Here is an 18,927-nt window from a genome sequence, read left to right as displayed (position 1 = left end):
ATTCTTTCGTGACTGAAAATAGTTGATATTTATTTAATCGGTGTAAGTCGTTCGAGTAATTGCTGACTTTGTAAATCGAGACCCGTAAACGTGACATGTACTCCTTCTTGTTCCAATTGATTCTTTATTTCAAGAACTTTCGTCACTGCGGTTTCATCCCAAATACGACTATTTGAAAAATCAAATTCTAACTTCTTTCCTTGAAAGTTTTCTACAATAGGTGCTAACTTTTCAGCTGAGGCAAAAAAGAGTGGACCTGTAATTGTGCATGTTTCACCTGTTAGTAAAAAAGTCGGCGTTGCGCTTTTCACCATGAAACGAATCGCACTCATCAACACGCCCACACCTACACCAATCGCTAAATTATGCGTTGCCAAAATCACTATTACAGTTGTAATCATAATGAAGCTCTCTGATTTTGGTGCTTTTCGTATGAAGCGAATCGTTTTAAAGTCAAATGTCGTAAAACTCACCATTATCATAACTCCTACTAAAACAGGCATCGGAATTTTAGAGACGACATCACCAAGAACCAATATTAAAAATAATAAAAAGACACCTGCTGTTAATGTAGATAGTCGACCTCGACCACCTGACTTTACATTGATGATAGATTGACCGATTAAAGCACAACCAGCCATACCACCGAAAAAGCCATTTACAATATTTGCGATTCCTTGACCGCGTGATTCTTTATTTTTATTTGACGTAGTTTTTGTATAACCGTCTAAAACTTGTGCAGTAAGTAAAGATTCAAGTAATCCAACAACTGCCAGTGCTAAAGCATACGGTAAAATAATTTGGAGTGTTTCAAAATTCAAAGGAATATCTGGTAAGAAGAATGTCGGTAATGTTGTTGGCATTGTGCCTAAATCACCAATTGTCAGTAATGAAAAGTTCCCAAATATCGCGAGCGATGTCATGATAACAATCGCAATGAGTGGTGCTGGAATTATTCGAATAAATCTTGGTATCACATAAACTAGAATCAATGTAACGATTGCAAAAGCATAAGTTGCAACTGAACCATTCTTTAAATATGGTAATTGCGCTAAGAAAATCATAATGCCTAGTGCATTAACGAATCCTAACATGACTGAATTAGGTATGAAGCGCATTAGTCTTGCAACTCCAAAAATCCCCATAAAAAACTGTATAATACCCGTTAAAATTGTTGCAGCAAGTACATATTGTAACCCGTGATTCGCCATTAGCGTGACGAGTATGAGCGCCATTGCTCCAGTCGCTGCAGAAATCATTGCGGGTCTTCCTCCGACAAAAGCCGTCATGACAGCCATTGTAAATGAAGCGTAGAGTGCGACTTTCGGATCGACACCGACAATGAACGAAAAGGCTAGAGCTTCTGGAATTAGCGCTAAACCTACTACAATCCCTGCTAAAACATCAGCACGAATAGATGAAAACCATTGTTCTTTTATAACTTGCAAAAAAATCACCTTTCTCATATGGAATAAAAATAGCGTACAATAGAAGTAATCGTAACAAAAAAAGTTTCATAAGTATATACTTTTGGGAAGGAGATTATTATGCGATATGGTTATAAAAGACCAACTGTTTGTGATAACGACGTTACACAACAGTTGGTACAAGTAAATTTGGATGATGTACATGAAGAGAAGCACGGTTTAGCAAAAAATAGAGAGGTATTTGAAGAACTTCTCATGCAATTAACAACAGAGGATGAGTTATATGTTCAAAACATTGAGGTGTTGGCAGATTCTACACAACAATTAATCGACGTCCTACAAATTGCTGAACGAGATGAATTTACAATTATTTTCTTGGATGAATGTATGTGTTCAACAGAATTATTTAAAAAATCATTATTAGATGGTTTACGTTACTTTTCAAAATTACAATCTATCTTTAAACGCCATGCTTCAACTTTCGCATTACAAGAGGCAAAAAAACGCGGAACTGTTATTGGGAGACCTAAAAAGTCAGATGTACAGATGCAACGTGCAATTGAAATGTATTATAGTAAACAATATACATTACACCAAATTAAAGAAGAAACAGGTATTTCAAAATCAACGCTCTATCGTCAACTCGATCAATAAAATAGCCATAATAAATGGGTTGAGACAAAACATTTCACTTTCCTTTTTAGCGTTTGCAACGAAAAACTGGAACCGCGCTACAGCACGATTCCAGTTTTTCTTATGTTCATGTGGGATGGTGTTTTTTACACGTATGTCCCAACCTGTTTTTCTAAATGTCCCAGATAGGAATTGAACCTACGACCTACAGCTTAGGAGGCTGTTGCTCTATCCTACTGAGCTACTGAGACAGTATACAACAGATAAGTATATGCCTCTTTTTTAAAGCTTTCAAGAATAATTCTATTACTTTTTACGTTCTGCTGCATATTCAGCTGTTGCTGTAAATACAACATCTGATGAAGAGTTTAATGCTGTTTCACAAGAGTCTTGAATGACGCTAATGACTAAACCTACTCCAATTACTTGAACAGCTAAATCATTCGGAATACCAAGCAAACCACATGCTAATGGGATTAATAATAGTGACCCCCCTGCAATACCTGAAGCACCAGCAGCTGAAATCGCTGTGACAACCATTAGGATGATTGCTGTTGCGATATCTACATTAACACCTAATGTATAAGCAGCTGACATCGTTAAGACAGAGATTGTAACTGCTGCACCTGCCATATTAATTGTTGCACCTAACGGAATCGAAATCGCATATGTGTTTTTATCTAAACCAAGTTTTTCACAAAGCTCCATATTCACTGGAATATTCGCTGCTGAACTACGTGTGAAGAATGCTGTTAAACCACTTGTTTTTAATGAAGCCCATATTAATGGATATGGATTACGACGCGCTACAACAAAAACAATTATCGGGTTGATAACAAGCGCAATTAATAACATTGAGCCAACTAAAATACCAATCAACACACCGTAATGCTTTAATTCTCCAAAACCACTCGTAACAATTGTATTATACATAATTCCAATAATACCGAATGGCGCTAAGTTGATTACCCAGTGAACTACTTTTGAAACAGCTTCTGATAAGTTCGTGATTACTGTTTTTGTTGTACTGCTTGCTGCTTTTAATGCTAGTCCTAAAACAACTGCCCATGCAAGAATACCTATGTAATTTGCATTGATTAATGCATCTACTGGATTCGATACAATATTATTTAAAAGTGTTTGCATAACGCCCCACACATTTTCTGGTGGTTGTAAATCTGTATCACCTGTTTTTAATGTTAATTTTACAGGGAATAATTTAGCGGCAATAACCCCCACAACACCTGCAATAAACGTTGCAAATAAATATAAGAAGACAATGCCCTTCATATTTGTTTTTTGTCCACCTACATGACTTGCTAATGCATTAATAACTAATACAAAAACTAAAATTGGTGCTACTGCTTTTAATGCACCTACAAACAATGTACCAAGCATCGCTAACCAAGTTGCACTTGGAAAGGCAACTGCTAAAACTGCACCAAGGATGATCCCCATAACGATACGTAGAACAAGACTTGTATCACTCCACTTTTGAAATAAATTCCCCATATTTTTTCCTCCAAAATTATACAAATATAAATAATAAATTCATTTTTCCACCTGAGAAAACACAATGTATTCTCATAGAATACAGTTTAACATAAACAATTTAAGTTTTATAGATTATTTTTTATATTAGAATATATTTTTTTCGTTTTTTCTTTTTACATAATTAATTATTCTGTAAAAACAAAATATTTTACACTATTTAAAAAGTGTAAAACTGAAAAAATAAAGTTCTTTTGAACTAATATTTATATACTCTTTTAAATTTATGTGTATTTTTTTACAAAAATATCTACATGTTTATTCATTTTTTAAAAAAAATTACATAAATACAGTATTTTAAACACGATTTTTACATTCAACAATGGTACTATAGATACAAATATAAAAAATAGGGGTGTTTTCCATGTTTTTCTTAAAATCAAAAGCAGCCACAGCTACATTGCAAACGAATGTAGAGCATGTTGGTATTTCATTAACCGATTCAGACTATCTGTTACAACTCGATATGATTGATTTAAAAAAACATGATTTGCAAATCGTTCAGGCACTTCATTCTTATATGTTGCCGCATATGCCAAAAATTGTAGAACATTTTTATAAAGCGATTTCTACTCCACCGCATCTGGCTAAAATGATTCAAAATCATAGCTCAGTTGAACGACTAAGCCAAACACTTTATGGTCATATTGAGCAAATGTTTGCTGGTAAAATTGATGCGGCATATATTCAAGCACGAAAACAAGTAGCACATGCCCATGTGAAAATTGGTTTATATCCTAAATGGTATTTAGGTGCTTTTCAAAAATTGGAATATGAAGTACGCCAAATTATAAAAACGCTTCCAATACCTATACATGAACAGTTCCAAGCAATCGATGCATTCGGTAAAATCTCTAGTTTTGAACAACAACTCGTTTTAGAAGAGTACAATCGTTATTCCGATCAATTAATTGAACAACAGCGAGAAGAAGTGAACCGGAAAGTACGAGAAGATTTAGGCTCTGTTGCTGATCATTTAAATACGCAAGCATCTCATACATCAGAAGCTGTAAATGAATTAATGAATCATACTGTCTGTGTAGAAAATAGCGTGAAAACAACTGTAAAGGAATCTTTAGATACGAAAGAAGCATCTGATAAAGGACTTGCACAAATGCAGCACCTAAGTGAACAAACTGAGGCAATCCATGTTAAGACAAATGAAATGACTTCGATGGTTCAGGCATTGAATAATTCTTCTACTGAAATGAAAGATGTGATTGAAATGGTTAAATCAATTGCAAACCAAACGAATTTACTAGCACTTAACTCTGCAATTGAAGCTGCGCGTGCTGGAGAACATGGAAAAGGTTTTGCAGTTGTTGCTGAAGAAGTACGTAAATTAGCCGATCAAACAAAAACATCTGTTGAGCAAATTGCTCTCTTAATAGAAGAATCCAATGAAGTAACAAGTGAAGTTGTGGAAGTGATTCATCAAATCCAACAACTTGTAATCCAAGGTACAGAACAAAATGAAGTGCTCAAAGAATCCTTTGATGATATTTCAAGTAATATTACAAAAACGATTGGTGATATTAAGGAAGTCGGCGAACAAGTAAGTGAATTAGCAAGCGGTATTTCTTCCATGTCTTCCACTTCAAGCGAACTACGAAATTCAGCTAAAGAGCTAAATGATACGATTCATGCATTTTAAAATAAAAATGAGGTACCGCTTAATCGCGATACCTCGTTTTTTAGTCTTCTAATTTTAAAGATTTTGTAGTTGATGCATGTAATTCTTTGAATAGAGCTTCATCTTCCACTAATTGTTTACCGTATGAAGGAATCATCTCTTTAATTTTTGGTTCCCATTCGTTCATTTTTTCTGGGAAACATTTGTTAATTACATCTAGCATAACTTGTACAGCTGTAGAAGCACCTGGTGAAGCACCTAATAAAGCTGCTACTGAACCATTTGCGCCAGTGATTACTTCTGTACCGAATTGTAGTGTACCTTTACCCTTGTCTGTGTCTTTGATTACTTGAACACGTTGACCAGCGATAACGATTTCCCATTCTTCATCTTTTGCTTGTGGAACGAATTTACGTAATTCTTCCACACGTTGTTTTTTATTTAACATTAATTGTTGAATTAAGTATTTTGTTAAGCCCATTTCTTTTGCACCACATGCAAGTAACGTGAAAATGTTATTCGGCTTAATTGATGTGAATAAGTCTAAGTTTGAACCTGTTTTTAAGAATTTTGGAGAGAATCCTGCGAACGGTCCAAATAATAAAGCTTTTTTACCATCGATATAGCGTGTATCTAAGTGAGGTACTGACATTGGAGGAGCACCTACTTCAGCTGTACTGTACACTTTACCGTGATGTTGATCTGCTACTTCTTGGTTATTACATACTAACCAAAGACCACTTACAGGGAAACCACCGATGTGTTTACTTTCAGGAATACCTGTTTTTTGTAATAAGTGTAAGCTACCGCCACCAGCACCTAAGAATACAAACTTCGCTGTTTGCGTAATGATTTTACCATCAGCTGTTTTCACTTTTACTTCCCAACGACCGTCAGCATTTTGTTTAATGTTTTCAACTGAAGCATTATAAGTTGCTTCTACACCATCTTGTTCTTCAAGACTAGACATTAAAATACGTGTTAATGAACCGAAGTTAACATCTGTACCTGATTCAATACGTGTTGCAGCGATTGGCTCGCTACTTGTACGACCATTCATGATTAATGGAATCCATTGTTTTAATGTTTCTTGATCTTCTGAGTATTCCATTCCATCGAATAAATGGATTTTTGACAGTGCTTCAAAACGCTTTTTAAGGAATGCTACATTATCTTCGCCTTGTACCATACTTAAGTGTGGAATTGGTTTAATGAATTCTTCTGGGTTTTGGATATGACCATTTTCCACTAAATAAGACCAAAATTGACGTGACACTTGGAATTGTTCATTTACGTTGACTGCTTTAGAAGTTTCAACAACACCATTTTTTTCAGGCGTGTAGTTTAACTCACATAATGCCGAGTGACCTGTACCCGCATTATTCCATTCATTCGAACTCTCAAGGCCTGGTTTATCAAGTTTCTCAAATACTTTAATGTTCCAGTCTGGTGCTAATTCTTTTAAAATTGTACCGAGAGTTGCACTCATGATACCAGCACCAACTAAAATAACGTCAGTCGAAGTTTGTTTGTTACTCATGCTTACCATCCTTATATACTAAATTTTGCCGAAAAAATGTATGCGCTAACACAAAGGGTCTTAACAAATTACATACTTACTACATTGCATACAATTTTCAATATCAAAAATATCCTTTTCCTAGTGTATCACAATTATTTTTAGAATAACACTAGACCGAAACAAGTGATAATTCTGTGAACAAGAATCAACAAAAAACATACATAACATAGATTTTTTTACCATTTAACTAACATAAATTGTGAATATATAATGGAAAAAATGTGATAAAAAGCGAAGAATAGACATTCATTTTTTGAATGACTGTTCATCAAGTTTGTTCAATGACCTTATTTTTTCACTTAAATTTATTATGAAATGTAGCAATTAAAGTTATATAACGATATAAATTCACATAGGTATAACGTCTTATTTTCCAACAAATTACCACTGCTCTATAACAGATAGACTAATTTTAGAAAATTTCTATTTTTTATGTTCCTATAAGCTTTTCTTGTATTATAATAATAAAAAATAAATGTTATACATGAGGAGATTTTATATGAAACTAAATGCTCAACAGATTGAGATTATTGAAATTTTAGAAAAAGATGCACGTATGCCTTTAGAAGATGTGGCAAAAATGGTGGGGTTCTCTTTAGAAGAAACAACAGCGATTGTCAAGCAATTAGAAGATGAGAAAATCCTTGTTCGCTACATCTCACTTGTTGACTGGACAAAGGTTGAAGAACACCCGGGTGTGCGTGCAATGATCGATGTGAAAGTAACGCCAAAACAAGGTGTGGGCTTCGATGATATCGCAGAACGTATTTATCGTTTTGACCAAGTTCAATCGGTTTATCTTATGTCAGGTGTCTATGATTTATCTGTTATAGTGGAAGGTAAATCAATGAACGAAGTTGCAAACTTTGTTTCACAAAAACTTTCAACACTTGATTCTGTTATTTCAACAACAACACACTTTATCCTAAAAAAATATAAACATGATGGCACTGTTTTAGAAACGGGTAAAGAAGATCAACGAATCGTGGTGTCACCTTAATGACATTAACCAAAAAATCTTACGTATCGAAAATGGTGAATGAACTTAAGCCATCAGGTATTCGCCGTTTTTTTGACCTTGCAGCAAGTATGGAAGGTGTCATCTCACTCGGTGTAGGTGAACCTGATTTTGTTACGCCTTGGCATGTGCGTGAAGAAGCCATTCGCTCGCTTGAGATGGGTTACACAGCCTATACTCCAAATGCCGGGCTACTTGAATTACGTCAAGAAATTGCACATTATATGGAAAAAGAATTTGATGTTTCATATCATCCTCAGAATGAAATTATCGTTACAGTTGGCGCAAGCTCCGCAATCGATATTGCGATGCGTACCATTTTAGATCCCGGAGACGAAGTCATTGTTGTTGAGCCATGTTTCGTATCTTATGTTCCAATGGTCGAACTTGCTGGTGGTAAAGCCATTACAGTTCAAGCAACAAAAGAACATGATTTTAAAATCTTACCGAGTCAATTAGAGGCAGTCGTTTCTGAGCGTACAAAAGCGATTATGTTATGCTCTCCTAATAACCCAACAGGTACAATGTTAAATAAAACTGAGCTTGAAGCCATTGCACAATTTGCGATTGAACACGATGTACTAATTATCGCCGATGAAATTTACGCTGAACTCGCTTATGATGAAGGGTACACAAGTATGGCAGCCATTCCTGGAATGCATGAGCGTACGATCTTAGTATCCGGATTTTCTAAAGGCTTTGCAATGACAGGATGGCGTTTAGGTTTTGTTTGCGCGCCTGAACCAATTGCTGAAGCAATGCTAAAAATCTTCCAATATCAATTAATGTGTGCTTCTACGATGTCACAATATGCAGCTATCGAAGCGTTGAAAAATGGTCGTTCAGAAGTTGAAAAGATGGTAAAAAGCTATCGTCGCCGTCGTAATTTCATCGTCCAATCTTTCAATGATATGGGGCTTTCATGCCATAACCCAGGCGGTGCATTCTATGCATTCCCTTCAATTAAATCTACTGGACTAACATCACAGGAGTTCGCTGCACAACTTTTACAACAAGAAAAAGTAGCTGTTGTACCAGGTGATGTTTTTGGTGAAAGTGGCGAAGGTCATATTCGTTGTTCATATGCTGCTTCACTTGAACAATTACAAGAGGCTTTAAAACGAATCGAACGTTTTATTCAAAACTTTAAATAAGCATGATTGGAATCATATACACATATGGTTCCGATTTTTTGTGTAGTCATATTGAATTCGGGTATGGATTAATGGTGTATTTTATGCCAATTCATAAGCATATTTCTTTTTTCTATTTCCAAAAAAGCATATACTACTAAATGTAGAACAGAATCGAAAGGATTGATAAATTTGCCACAATCATTAGAAGGTAAAGTAGCATTCATTACAGGAGCAGGACGAGGTATTGGTCGTGCTGTAGCAGAAGCATTAGCAAAACAAGGTGTAACAGTTGGGCTACTTGCTCGTACAGAACAACAAGTGAAAGAGGTAGCTGAAAAAATCATCGCTGATGGTGGTAAAGCTGCTTTTGTAACTGCAGATGTGACAAATTTAGAAGAAGTCGATGCAGCAATTGATTCACTAACAAAACAAACAGGTAAAGCAGATATTCTAATTAACAATGCAGGAATTGGTGAGTTCGGTACACTGTTAGACCAAGATCCATTAATGTGGAAGAAAATTGTTGATACAGGCATTTTCGGTACGTACCATGTAACACATGCAGTATTACCACAATTAATCGAGAAAAATGAAGGCGATATTATTAATATCTCGTCTACAAATGGTCTAAACGGCGCTGCAACATCTACTGCTTATTCAGCTGCTAAATTCGGTATTATCGGCTTAACTGAGTCATTAGCTCAAGAAGTACGCCGTAATAACATTCGTGTTACAGCGCTTGCACCAAGTACGGTTGTAACAGAATTAGCACGCGAATCTGGTTTAATTGATGAGTCAAAAGTAGATCGCATGATGCATCCTGAAGACTTTGCAGAAGTAATTGTTAACCAATTAACATTACCAAACCGTATTTATGTAAAACAAGCAACAATTTTAGGTACAAATCCATACTAAAATCTCTTGAACATAAAAAAGCTGGAATCGCGCTGTGGTGCGGTTCCAGTTTTTTGTTACAAACGCTAGTGAAATGTCTTGTCCCAGCTTGTTTTTTATGTACTTTATTTTACTTCATACATCGAAACGTCTACGTTCACAATATACTCTGGCTTTTCTTTACCACGATTATTGCGATGCCCTGCAATATGTTCTGGGCTTTTCTCCCACGCTTTCCATGCTTCTTCTGACTCCCAACGTACCATCATGATGACTTCTTCTTCACCACGACGTACTTTCTTTTGAAGAACAGTTTTATCAATAAAGCCAGGTTGTTGCTCCACTAATCCCCCACCCTGCTTAAATTTTTCAACTACAAGATGGCCATTTCCTTCTGTTACTGTAAAGCGACGTAATTGTACAATCATATGTAATCTTCCCTTCTTTTCCAATTATCTTTATCTTACTAAATAAATTGAATGACTGTCAATGAAAATGATTATCATTATTATTTAAAGATGATTAATTTGAGTTTCTTCCTATTATATATACAAAAAACTAGCATCGTAAAAATACGATGCTAGTTACATGATTAGAACATTTCTGAAGTTGTTTTTGCTTGCATGTGTAATTGTAAGTAATCTGGTCCGCCTGCTTTTGAGTCTGTACCTGACATATTGAAACCACCGAATGGTTGGTAACCTACAATCGCACCTGTACAACCGCGGTTGAAGTAAAGGTTTCCGACATGGAATTCTTTACGTGCTTTTTCTTGATTTAAACGGTTTTTCGTAATAACTGCACCTGTTAAACCGTACTCTGTATCGTTCGCAATTTGAATTGCTTCATCAAAGTCTTTTGCTTTTGCAATCGCTACTACTGGTCCGAAGATTTCTTCTTTCATAATACGTGCACTTGGCGCTACATCTGCAAATACTGTTGGGTGTACAAAGTAACCAACTGAATCGTCTGCTGTTCCACCTACTAATAATTTACCTTCTGTTTTACCAATTTCGATATATGAAGTAATCTTTTTAAACGCCGCTTCATCAATTACTGTTGCCATGAAGTTATCTGGGTTTGTTGGATCACCAATTGTTAATTCTTTTGTTAATTCTTCTACACGCTCTACTACTTCATCGTACACATCTTCTACGATGACTGCACGAGAACATGCTGAACATTTTTGACCTGAGAAGCCGAATGCTGATTTCACAATTGATTGCGCTGCTAATTCTAAATCTGCCTCTTTATCGACAACAATTGTATCTTTACCGCCCATTTCAGCGATAACACGTTTCATCCAAATTTGTCCTTCATTTAGTACTGAAGCACGTTGGTTAATACGTAAACCTACATCACGTGAACCTGTGAATGATACGAAGCGTGTGCGTGGGTGGTCAACTAAGTAGTCACCTACTTCTGCGCCAGAACCTGGTACATAGTTCACAACGCCTGCTGGAAGACCTGCTTCTTCTAATACTTCGATAAATTTATAAGCAACTACTGGTGTTGTAGAAGCTGGCTTTAATAATACTGTGTTACCGGTTACAACTGCTGCCACTGTTGTACCAGCCATGATTGCGAACGGGAAGTTCCATGGTGAGATTACAATCCCTACCCCTAGAGGAATGTAGTCGTAACGGTTGTATTCGCCCACGCGGCTCTCTACTTTTTGACCGTCTTTTAAACGAAGCATTTGGCGTGCATAATACTCTAAGAAGTCGATTGCTTCTGCTGTATCTGCATCTGCTTCATTCCACGGCTTACCTGCTTCAAGTGTTAATAGTGCTGAGAATTCAAATTTACGACGACGAATAATTGATGCCGCTTTGAATAATACATCTGCACGAATTTCTGGTTCTACTTGACTCCACATTTTGAATGTTTCATCTGCTACTTGCATCGCTTTTTCAGCTAAATCTTTCGTTGCTTTTGAAACTGTACCAATTACTTCTGTTTTCTTTGCTGGATTGTAAGAAGTGATTTGATCTTCAGTCGTTACACGTTCGCCACCAATAATGAGTGGATATGCTTGACCTAAGTAACCTTCTACTGTTGCTAATCCTTCTAAGTACGCTGCTTTATTCTCTTCTTTCGAAAAATCTGTAAATGGTTCGTGTTTGTATGGAATCATGTATATTTCCCCCTTGTTTTTGAAGTGCCAAATTATTTTGCACATAAATTTCTCAACTAAGTATATAATGCAATATTATTTAGCATTAATCAATAGGAATTTTCTAAATTTTTTAAAATTCCCTCAAAATTTTTAAACTGATGGTAAAATAAAGGGAAGAAGCGCGGTACAGGAGGAACATATGGAAAAGCAAAAACTATTACATATCTATCAATACATTATCGAACAAGGCGATACAGGAATCCGTGTTGTAGATGTAGAAGGAAACCTCATCATCTATAATCAAAAGATGCGTGAGCTTGAAGGCATCGATACGATTGACTTTGAAAACTATCGCGCCCATGAAATTATAGATTTTGAAAATGAACAAAGTGAAATTTATCATGTACTACAATCCGAAAAACCATTAATCAACCATAAAAAGACGTTTTGGAATAAGAAAAATCAAGAAGTCACATATATTAGCAACATCTATCCCCTACATGAACAACAAGAATTAATCGGAGCAGTAGAATTCGCACGCGATATTACACAACTCGAATTTATGATGTACCGTCCTCTTCGAAGGTACGGTGCTCCACTAACATTTGATATTATTACAGCGGTTTCTGCTGTCATGAAAGATGTCATTCAAAAAGCGAAAATCGTAGCACTAAGTAAGATGCCTGTTCTACTCATTGGCGAATCTGGAACAGGAATTGATATGATTGCGGAAGGTATTCATCATGATTTACAGCAACCAAACCAAGCTTTTGTTACGATGATTTGTCGTCGCGATGAAGAAACGATTTTAAAACAGTTTGAAAAATATATCGCAAAAGAAGAACAAATTACGTTCTTCGCTGAGCGCATTGAATATTTATCTATTGAGGCACAGGAAAAAATTGTAGCTTTATTTGAACAACATCCACATCATGGACATATGATGATTGCGAGTGTTGGTAAAGATCCCATTGATTTAATTCAGGAACAGGCACTTTCTAAAAACCTGTATCGTCTTTTTTCATCAATTACAATCTATATTCCGCCGCTACGCGAGCGAAAAGAAGATATTATGCCTTTCATTAACGATTATTTCCAGCGTCATCGCGATCAATACGGTTCATCAATCGAGGCACTCTCTCCTGAAGTAACGGAATTATTTTTAAATTATGATTGGCCTGGTAATTTAAAAGAGCTTGAAGTTCTTCTTGATGAAATGACGAACATCATTACAACTGAAACCGTCATTGATGTAAACTTACTCCCACCTCATTTCAAGTGGAAAATTCAAAATAGCTTACCGACAGAAGAACAAAATTCAAGTGAGTTATTTATTATTGAAAACTCGAACGACCTTCGCCCCCTCGACCACTACATGAAAGAAGTTGAGGCATATTACATTACAAAAGCACTCGAAATGCATGATGGGAATATTTCTAAAACAGCCGAAGCACTTGGCATTCGTCGCCAAAGCCTCCAATATCGCATGAAAAATTTTCAAATTGACGCAAAACAGTTTGTGAAGTAATAAGGTTTTGAGTAATAAGAAGACTTCAATTGACTAGTTTCATGTGAATTCGAACATTCGTACAGCAAAACGGGGCATTCGTTGATCGAAATGGGACATTCGAGAGCGGAAATAGGTCACTCACCTAAAAAATTGCATACAAAAAGGAGCCGCCATCATGTGCGACTCCTTTTTTGATTACTTTTTCGATTTTTTTGATAAGCGGCCTAGTAAGAATGTTGCTGCACCAACTGCAAGAACTGTATTTGTCTTTTTATTGAATACTTGTTTCGTTACAAGTGCCATATTTTGTGGACGTTCTGCTAAACGACGCATGAAATATCCATACCAGTCATTACCAAATGGTAAATATGTGCAGAAATTATAGCCTTCACGTGCTAAATCGTATTGCATTTCTTTACGGAAGCCGTATAACATTTGGAATTCGAACTTGCTATTTGGAATATTGTTGTCTTTTACGAATTTTTTCACATGATTGATTACGTTATGATCGTGTGTCGCAATCGATGTGAACTTGCCATTTAATAAATGCTGTTCGATTAGACGTAAATAGTTTTGATCGATATCTTCTTTTGATTGATACGCTACTTCTGGACTCTCTTTGTACGCACCTTTTACAATACGTAATCGGAAATTCTTATATTTTTCAATGTTTGCTTCTGATTCGAAGAAGTACGCTTGAATTACAGTACCTACATTGTCATATTCTTTGTGTAGTTCTTCAAGTAAGCTGAATGAGCTTTGAAGACGTGCATAGTTTTCCATATCGAAGTTTACGAAAATACCATATTGATGTGCTAAGGCTACAACTTCTTTTAAGTTTTCATAGCAGAAATCAACATCGATATCTTGACCTAATTGAGATGGTTTTAGTGAGATATGCGCATCTAAGTTTTCATCATGAATCGCTTGAATCACTTTTAAGATATTCTCTTTTGCTTCTGTTGCAGCTGATTTTTCAAATACAAATTCCCCTAAATTATCTACTGTACATGAAATGTTCGCCTTATTTAATTCTTTAATTGTTTTAACTACTTCTGGAATTGTTGTACCTGCTACAACACTTTGCGCCCCCATACGTAAACCATATTTTTGAGCCATTCCGTTTAATACTTGATTTTCAGATAAATACATAAATACATCACGTAATGCCATGAAAATTCCTCCCTAACACCCTAAATTTGTTTGCAACGAGATTATAACACTATATTTTTCGAAATTAAAAGAACAATTTTTATTTTTAAAAAAAGAAAAAGAAAAAAATTATTCTAAAATCCTTGATACACCTAGCTTTCAAAGACAACAAATTTTTTTCTTTGTAAACGCTTTTTTACGCTCTTACTTCATGCAATCTATTATTTTTCTGAAAAAACAATTTACTCGATGTAGTATATCTATTTACAAATTAAATGAGAACCTGTATCATATGATTAAAGTTTCTTTAAGGAAACATTTTTAGTTAAGGTGAATATTATTTTATATAAGAAAAAGAAAGGGTTGTGGGAAAGTGTTAACTGTTCAAAACTTAACCGTCTCTTATAGTGGTAATCGTCCAGCTGTTGAAGACGTATCATTTGAAATTAAAAAACCTGCACTCATCGGGATACTTGGTCCCAATGGTGCAGGCAAATCAACATTAATCAAAGGTATTTTAAAATTAGTATCGAGTAAAGGAACTGTCTTATTCAATCAACAGCCATTCAGTAAAATACAACGAGAAATTGCTTACGTTGAACAAAAAAGTGCGATTGATGATACATTTCCTATTACCGTACGCGAATGTGTCTCTTTAGGTCTCTACCCTAAAATGAGTTGGTTTAAAAAAATCTCGAAAACACAGTGGGAACAAGTCGATGCCGCTTTAGAAAAAGTAAATATGTTGTCTTACAAAAACAATCAAATTGGTGAGTTATCTGGTGGTCAATTCCAGCGCGTATTAATCGCTCGAACACTTGTACAACAAGCAAAATTCATCTTTCTAGATGAACCGTTTGTAGGAATTGATGCGACAAGTGAACAAGTCATCATGTCTCTACTTCGTGAACTGCGCGATGAGGGAAAAATGATTCTAATTGTGCATCATGACTTAAGTAAAGTCGATGATTATTTTGATGAAATTCTTATGATGGATCAACATCTTATTGCTAAAGGTCCCACAAAAGAAACATTTACAAAAGAACAGCTTGCTAAAACATATGGTGCTGCACTTGGATTAGGGGTGTTATAACATGTTCTCAAACTTTATTGATGGACTAACTAATTATGAGTTTTTACAAAATGCACTGGTCACATCGATTGTAATTGGTGTCGTCGCTGGTGTCGTTGGTTGCTTTATTATTTTACGCGGAATGTCTCTTATGGGGGACGCTATTTCACACGCAGTACTTCCCGGTGTCGCCATTTCGTATATCTTTAGTATCAATTTCTTTATTGGCGCTATTTTATTCGGTCTTTTCGCATCAATCATTATCACATTCATTTCGAACAATAGTAAAATAAAGGGCGATACAGCGATTGGAATCACCTTTAGTTCGTTCCTAGCACTAGGTGTTATTTTAATCGGGTTTGCGAACAGTTCAACAGATTTATTCCACATTTTATTTGGAAATGTTTTAGCTGTTCAAGATGTTGATAAGTGGTTAACTATTGGTATTGCTGCGATTGTACTTATCATTGTATGGCTGTTTTTCAAACCATTACTACTCACCTCTTTCGACCCAAATATGGCGAAAGCATTCGGTGTACGCGTCAATGCCTACCATTATTTACTAATGGCACTTTTAACTGTTGTATCTGTTACAGCGATGCAAAGTGTCGGAACCATTTTAATCGTAGCTCTACTCATAACACCTGCTGCTACTGCTTACCTCTATACAAAGAGTTTACGTAACATGATTTTCTTATCCGCCTTTTTCGGAGCGCTCGCTTCAGTAATCGGCTTATTCATTGGTTACTCATTCAATTTAGCAGTCGGTTCGACAATTGTTCTAACCGCTACTAGTATCTTTTTAATTAGCTTTTTAGTATCACCAAAACAAATTCATTTAAGAAAGAAGGTTCTTCGTTCATGAAAAAATCAACCATTTGGATGAGTCTTATATTGATTTTATCCATCGCTCTTGCTGCATGTGGTAACGGCGAAGCAAAAAAAACAGAGACAGATCGTAAACAAGTTGTTGTTACAAACTCGATTCTATATGATATGACGAAAGAAATTGCAGGTGATAAAGTCGATGTACATAGTATTGTACCTGTCGGAAAAGACCCACATGACTATGAAGTATTACCAGAAGATATTAAAAAAGCAACGGATGCTGACTTAATTCTTTATAACGGTTTAAACCTTGAAACAGGTGGTGACGCATGGTTCACAAAACTGATGAACAATGCAAATAAGAAAGAAAACCGCGATTACTTTGCTGTATCAGAAGGTGTTGAACCTCTTTATTTAGAAGGTAAAAATGCAGATGGTAAAGAAGATCCGCATGCATGGTTAAGTCTTGAAAACGGTATGATTTACGTGAATAACATTACACAAAAATTAGTGTTATTAGATAAGGATAATAAAGACTATTATGCTAAAAACGCTGCAGATTATACGCAAAAACTAATGAAATTACACCAAGAAGCGAAAGAAAAATTTAGTAAGATTCCAAAAGACAAGCGTATGGTTGTCACAAGTGAAGGTAGTTTTAAATACTTCTCTCTTGCATATCAAATTCCTTCAGCTTACATCTGGGAAATCAATACAGAAGAAGAAGGTACACCAGATCAAATTAAAAATTTAGTTGATCAATTACGTAAATCAAAAGTACCTGCCCTATTCGTTGAAAGTAGCGTAGATGATCGCCCAATGAAGACCATTTCAAAAGAAACAGGTATTCCAATTCATGCAAAAATCTTTACAGACTCTATTTCTGAAAAAGGCGATCATGGCGATAGTTACTACAACATGATGAAATGGAATTTCGACCAAATTTATGATGGCTTAATGAAAAAATAACACTTTTTAAAGCAGCGAGATAATTCTCGCTGCTTTTATTTTATTAAAATTTATATTAATTTAATTGATTTATCATATAATTAAAATTAAAATATTTAATATGAATTTTAAGGAGTGACGAATTTGGTTGAATTATTAACCCATTGCCCCATCTGTGATCAAACATTAACTGTTCAAAAACTACATTGCGAGAGTTGCCATACAATAATTGAAAATAACTTTTCATTATCACGACTGATGACCTTATCAAAAGAACAACTACATTTTGTCGAGACATTCTTACTTTGTCGAGGAAATATTAAAGAAATGGAAAAGAAACTACAGATTTCATATCCAACTGTTCGAAATCGCTTAGATGCCATTGTGGAATCTCTAGCGGATACACATACACATGATGTTTTAACGGATATTCAAAATAAAAAAATAGATGCAGATGAAGGTATTGAACAAATTCGCACATGGAAGGAAGAAAAATAATGCAAGAGAATTTAACACGTATTTTAACAATGGTTCAAGATGGTACAATCTCTGTTGAACAAGGAACTGAATTAATCGAATTATTAAAAACTCCTCCTCTAAAGGAATCCACTGACAAAATACTACGTGTTCGTATTCAGTCCGATCAAACTGAAAAAGTAGAAGTGAATTTACCAATCACACTGGCAAAAATACTTTTACAAACGAGCGAACAAATTTTACCGAACATACCACAATTGAAGGACTATGTGACACAAATCGACTTAGCACAACTGAGCTATGCTGTTGAACATGAATTAACTGGAACGATTGTTGACATTCAATCCGCAAATGGTGATTATGTTTCCATCTTTATTGAAGAACAATGATGCGTATTCATATTCAAACAACTGATTATAATTTGCGACTCCCGATTCCCTATTTATGTATGACAACTCTCTGTAAAGCGGCACAAATCACGCGCACTGCATCCTATATTGAAAGAAAAATACCGATGCTGCCAAAGTTTGATACTATTTTATATTTAGTTAGACATTGTAAAAAATATAAAGGGTTACATCTTATAGACCTTTCGACGAAAGACGGCACAGTCATTCAAGTAAGACTGTAATATTCCCCAGGAAATAAACGATTGTGAAGTCATTACAACGGGTATAGAGCCTCATAGAATAGTTGCTCTAGGAGGAAACTATATGACAAATCGTATGTATAGGATTGGCGAATGTGTCGTACTCAAAAAGACTTTAAAGATTAATATGGCATATGATGGTTTAATATATTTTCAAGAAATAGACGCTGAGTTAGGTCGTGAACCTTTTCTGATTATAAATGGTTTAAAAAATCGTTCTTATACTGTTCGTGAGTACGATTGGATGATTAATGATGAGATGATTGAAGGACGTGTCGGTGAAGTAGAGGAATGAAAG

The 18,927-nt window shown here is 35.4% G+C and carries 18 protein-coding genes and 1 tRNA gene; 12 read left to right on the top strand and 7 right to left on the bottom strand.

Going from position 1 to position 18,927, the window contains the following annotated elements; all coding sequences use genetic code 11:
- Nucleotides 1-29: 29 nt before the first annotated feature.
- The gene (locus ASO14_RS04835; protein WP_068452190.1) at nucleotides 30-1,448 is read right to left on the bottom strand and encodes a SulP family inorganic anion transporter; all 1,419 of its coding nucleotides are present in this window, start codon (nucleotides 1,446-1,448) and stop codon (nucleotides 30-32) included.
- A gap of 99 nt (nucleotides 1,449-1,547) precedes the next feature.
- Here ASO14_RS04835 and ASO14_RS04830 point away from each other — a divergent pair, with 99 nt between their 5' ends.
- Entirely contained in the window at nucleotides 1,548-2,081 is a 534-nt protein-coding gene (locus ASO14_RS04830) for a recombinase family protein (protein ID WP_068452187.1), read from the top strand.
- A gap of 156 nt (nucleotides 2,082-2,237) precedes the next feature.
- On the opposite strand, the gene ASO14_RS04825 is transcribed toward ASO14_RS04830, so the two are convergent.
- Together ASO14_RS04825 and sstT are read right to left on the bottom strand one after the other, a co-directional pair.
- Nucleotides 2,238-2,311, bottom strand: a tRNA-Arg gene (locus ASO14_RS04825).
- Nucleotides 2,312-2,366: 55 nt separating this feature from the next.
- Nucleotides 2,367-3,572: a serine/threonine transporter SstT gene (gene sstT, locus ASO14_RS04820; protein WP_068452184.1), complete on the bottom strand. Its 1,206-nt coding sequence runs from the start codon at nucleotides 3,570-3,572 to the stop codon at nucleotides 2,367-2,369.
- A gap of 403 nt (nucleotides 3,573-3,975) precedes the next feature.
- Between sstT and ASO14_RS04815 the strand changes: the two genes are divergently transcribed.
- Nucleotides 3,976-5,265 (top strand): globin-coupled sensor protein, encoded by a 1,290-nt coding sequence (locus tag ASO14_RS04815; RefSeq protein WP_068452181.1) that lies wholly within the window; start codon nucleotides 3,976-3,978, stop codon nucleotides 5,263-5,265.
- Nucleotides 5,266-5,305: 40 nt separating this feature from the next.
- On the opposite strand, the gene mqo is transcribed toward ASO14_RS04815, so the two are convergent.
- The gene (mqo, locus tag ASO14_RS04810) at nucleotides 5,306-6,784 is read right to left on the bottom strand and encodes a malate dehydrogenase (quinone) (protein ID WP_068452178.1); all 1,479 of its coding nucleotides are present in this window, start codon (nucleotides 6,782-6,784) and stop codon (nucleotides 5,306-5,308) included.
- Nucleotides 6,785-7,325: 541 nt separating this feature from the next.
- On the opposite strand from mqo, the gene ASO14_RS04805 reads away from it, so the two are divergent.
- From ASO14_RS04805 to ASO14_RS04795, 3 genes are all read left to right on the top strand, one after another.
- Nucleotides 7,326-7,826, top strand: coding sequence for an Lrp/AsnC family transcriptional regulator (locus ASO14_RS04805; protein WP_068452175.1), 501 nt, complete (start codon nucleotides 7,326-7,328; stop codon nucleotides 7,824-7,826).
- Nucleotides 7,826-8,998 (top strand): aminotransferase, encoded by a 1,173-nt coding sequence (locus ASO14_RS04800; protein WP_068452172.1) that lies wholly within the window; start codon nucleotides 7,826-7,828, stop codon nucleotides 8,996-8,998. The genes ASO14_RS04805 and ASO14_RS04800 overlap by 1 nt, the downstream gene beginning before the upstream one ends.
- Nucleotides 8,999-9,169: 171 nt before the next feature.
- On the top strand, nucleotides 9,170-9,895 hold the full coding sequence (locus ASO14_RS04795) for a 3-ketoacyl-ACP reductase (protein ID WP_068452169.1): 726 nt from the start codon (nucleotides 9,170-9,172) through the stop codon (nucleotides 9,893-9,895).
- Between the two features lie 104 nt (nucleotides 9,896-9,999).
- Here the strand turns inward: ASO14_RS04795 and ASO14_RS04790 are convergent, their stop codons facing one another.
- Both ASO14_RS04790 and pruA read right to left on the bottom strand, forming a co-directional pair.
- A complete protein-coding gene (locus tag ASO14_RS04790; RefSeq protein WP_068452166.1) occupies nucleotides 10,000-10,302 on the bottom strand; it encodes an antibiotic biosynthesis monooxygenase family protein in 303 nt (100 codons plus the stop codon).
- 164 nt (nucleotides 10,303-10,466) lie between these two features.
- Entirely contained in the window at nucleotides 10,467-12,011 is a 1,545-nt protein-coding gene (gene pruA, locus ASO14_RS04785) for an L-glutamate gamma-semialdehyde dehydrogenase (RefSeq protein WP_068452163.1), read from the bottom strand.
- Between the two features lie 181 nt (nucleotides 12,012-12,192).
- Between pruA and ASO14_RS04780 the strand changes: the two genes are divergently transcribed.
- The gene (locus ASO14_RS04780; RefSeq protein WP_068452161.1) at nucleotides 12,193-13,521 is read left to right on the top strand and encodes an AAA-type ATPase lid domain-containing protein; all 1,329 of its coding nucleotides are present in this window, start codon (nucleotides 12,193-12,195) and stop codon (nucleotides 13,519-13,521) included.
- A 177-nt stretch (nucleotides 13,522-13,698) separates the two neighbouring features.
- On the opposite strand, the gene ASO14_RS04775 is transcribed toward ASO14_RS04780, so the two are convergent.
- The gene (locus ASO14_RS04775; protein WP_068452158.1) at nucleotides 13,699-14,676 is read right to left on the bottom strand and encodes a proline dehydrogenase family protein; all 978 of its coding nucleotides are present in this window, start codon (nucleotides 14,674-14,676) and stop codon (nucleotides 13,699-13,701) included.
- A gap of 352 nt (nucleotides 14,677-15,028) precedes the next feature.
- Between ASO14_RS04775 and ASO14_RS04770 the strand changes: the two genes are divergently transcribed.
- The 6 genes from ASO14_RS04770 (at nucleotide 15,029) to ASO14_RS04745 (ending at nucleotide 18,924) form a co-directional block, all read left to right on the top strand.
- Nucleotides 15,029-15,748: a metal ABC transporter ATP-binding protein gene (locus tag ASO14_RS04770; protein ID WP_068452156.1), complete on the top strand. Its 720-nt coding sequence runs from the start codon at nucleotides 15,029-15,031 to the stop codon at nucleotides 15,746-15,748.
- Nucleotide 15,749: 1 nt separating this feature from the next.
- A complete protein-coding gene (locus ASO14_RS04765) occupies nucleotides 15,750-16,592 on the top strand; it encodes a metal ABC transporter permease (protein WP_068452153.1) in 843 nt (280 codons plus the stop codon).
- On the top strand, nucleotides 16,589-17,524 hold the full coding sequence (locus tag ASO14_RS04760; protein ID WP_068452150.1) for a metal ABC transporter substrate-binding protein: 936 nt from the start codon (nucleotides 16,589-16,591) through the stop codon (nucleotides 17,522-17,524). Before ASO14_RS04765 ends, ASO14_RS04760 begins: the two co-directional genes overlap by 4 nt.
- Nucleotides 17,525-17,647: 123 nt before the next feature.
- Nucleotides 17,648-18,001 (top strand): DUF2089 domain-containing protein, encoded by a 354-nt coding sequence (locus ASO14_RS04755; RefSeq protein ID WP_068452147.1) that lies wholly within the window; start codon nucleotides 17,648-17,650, stop codon nucleotides 17,999-18,001.
- A complete protein-coding gene (locus tag ASO14_RS04750) occupies nucleotides 18,001-18,369 on the top strand; it encodes an SHOCT-like domain-containing protein (RefSeq protein ID WP_068452144.1) in 369 nt (122 codons plus the stop codon). Before ASO14_RS04755 ends, ASO14_RS04750 begins: the two co-directional genes overlap by 1 nt.
- A gap of 324 nt (nucleotides 18,370-18,693) precedes the next feature.
- Entirely contained in the window at nucleotides 18,694-18,924 is a 231-nt protein-coding gene (locus tag ASO14_RS04745) for a hypothetical protein (protein WP_068452141.1), read from the top strand.
- The last annotated feature ends 3 nt before the right edge of the window (nucleotides 18,925-18,927 follow it).

This window comes from Kurthia sp. 11kri321 (assembly GCF_001534765.1).
Taxonomy (GTDB): domain Bacteria; phylum Bacillota; class Bacilli; order Bacillales_A; family Planococcaceae; genus Kurthia; species Kurthia gibsonii.
Note: the sequence above shows the minus strand (reverse complement) of the source record. Positions and strands in the feature narration are given on the sequence as shown.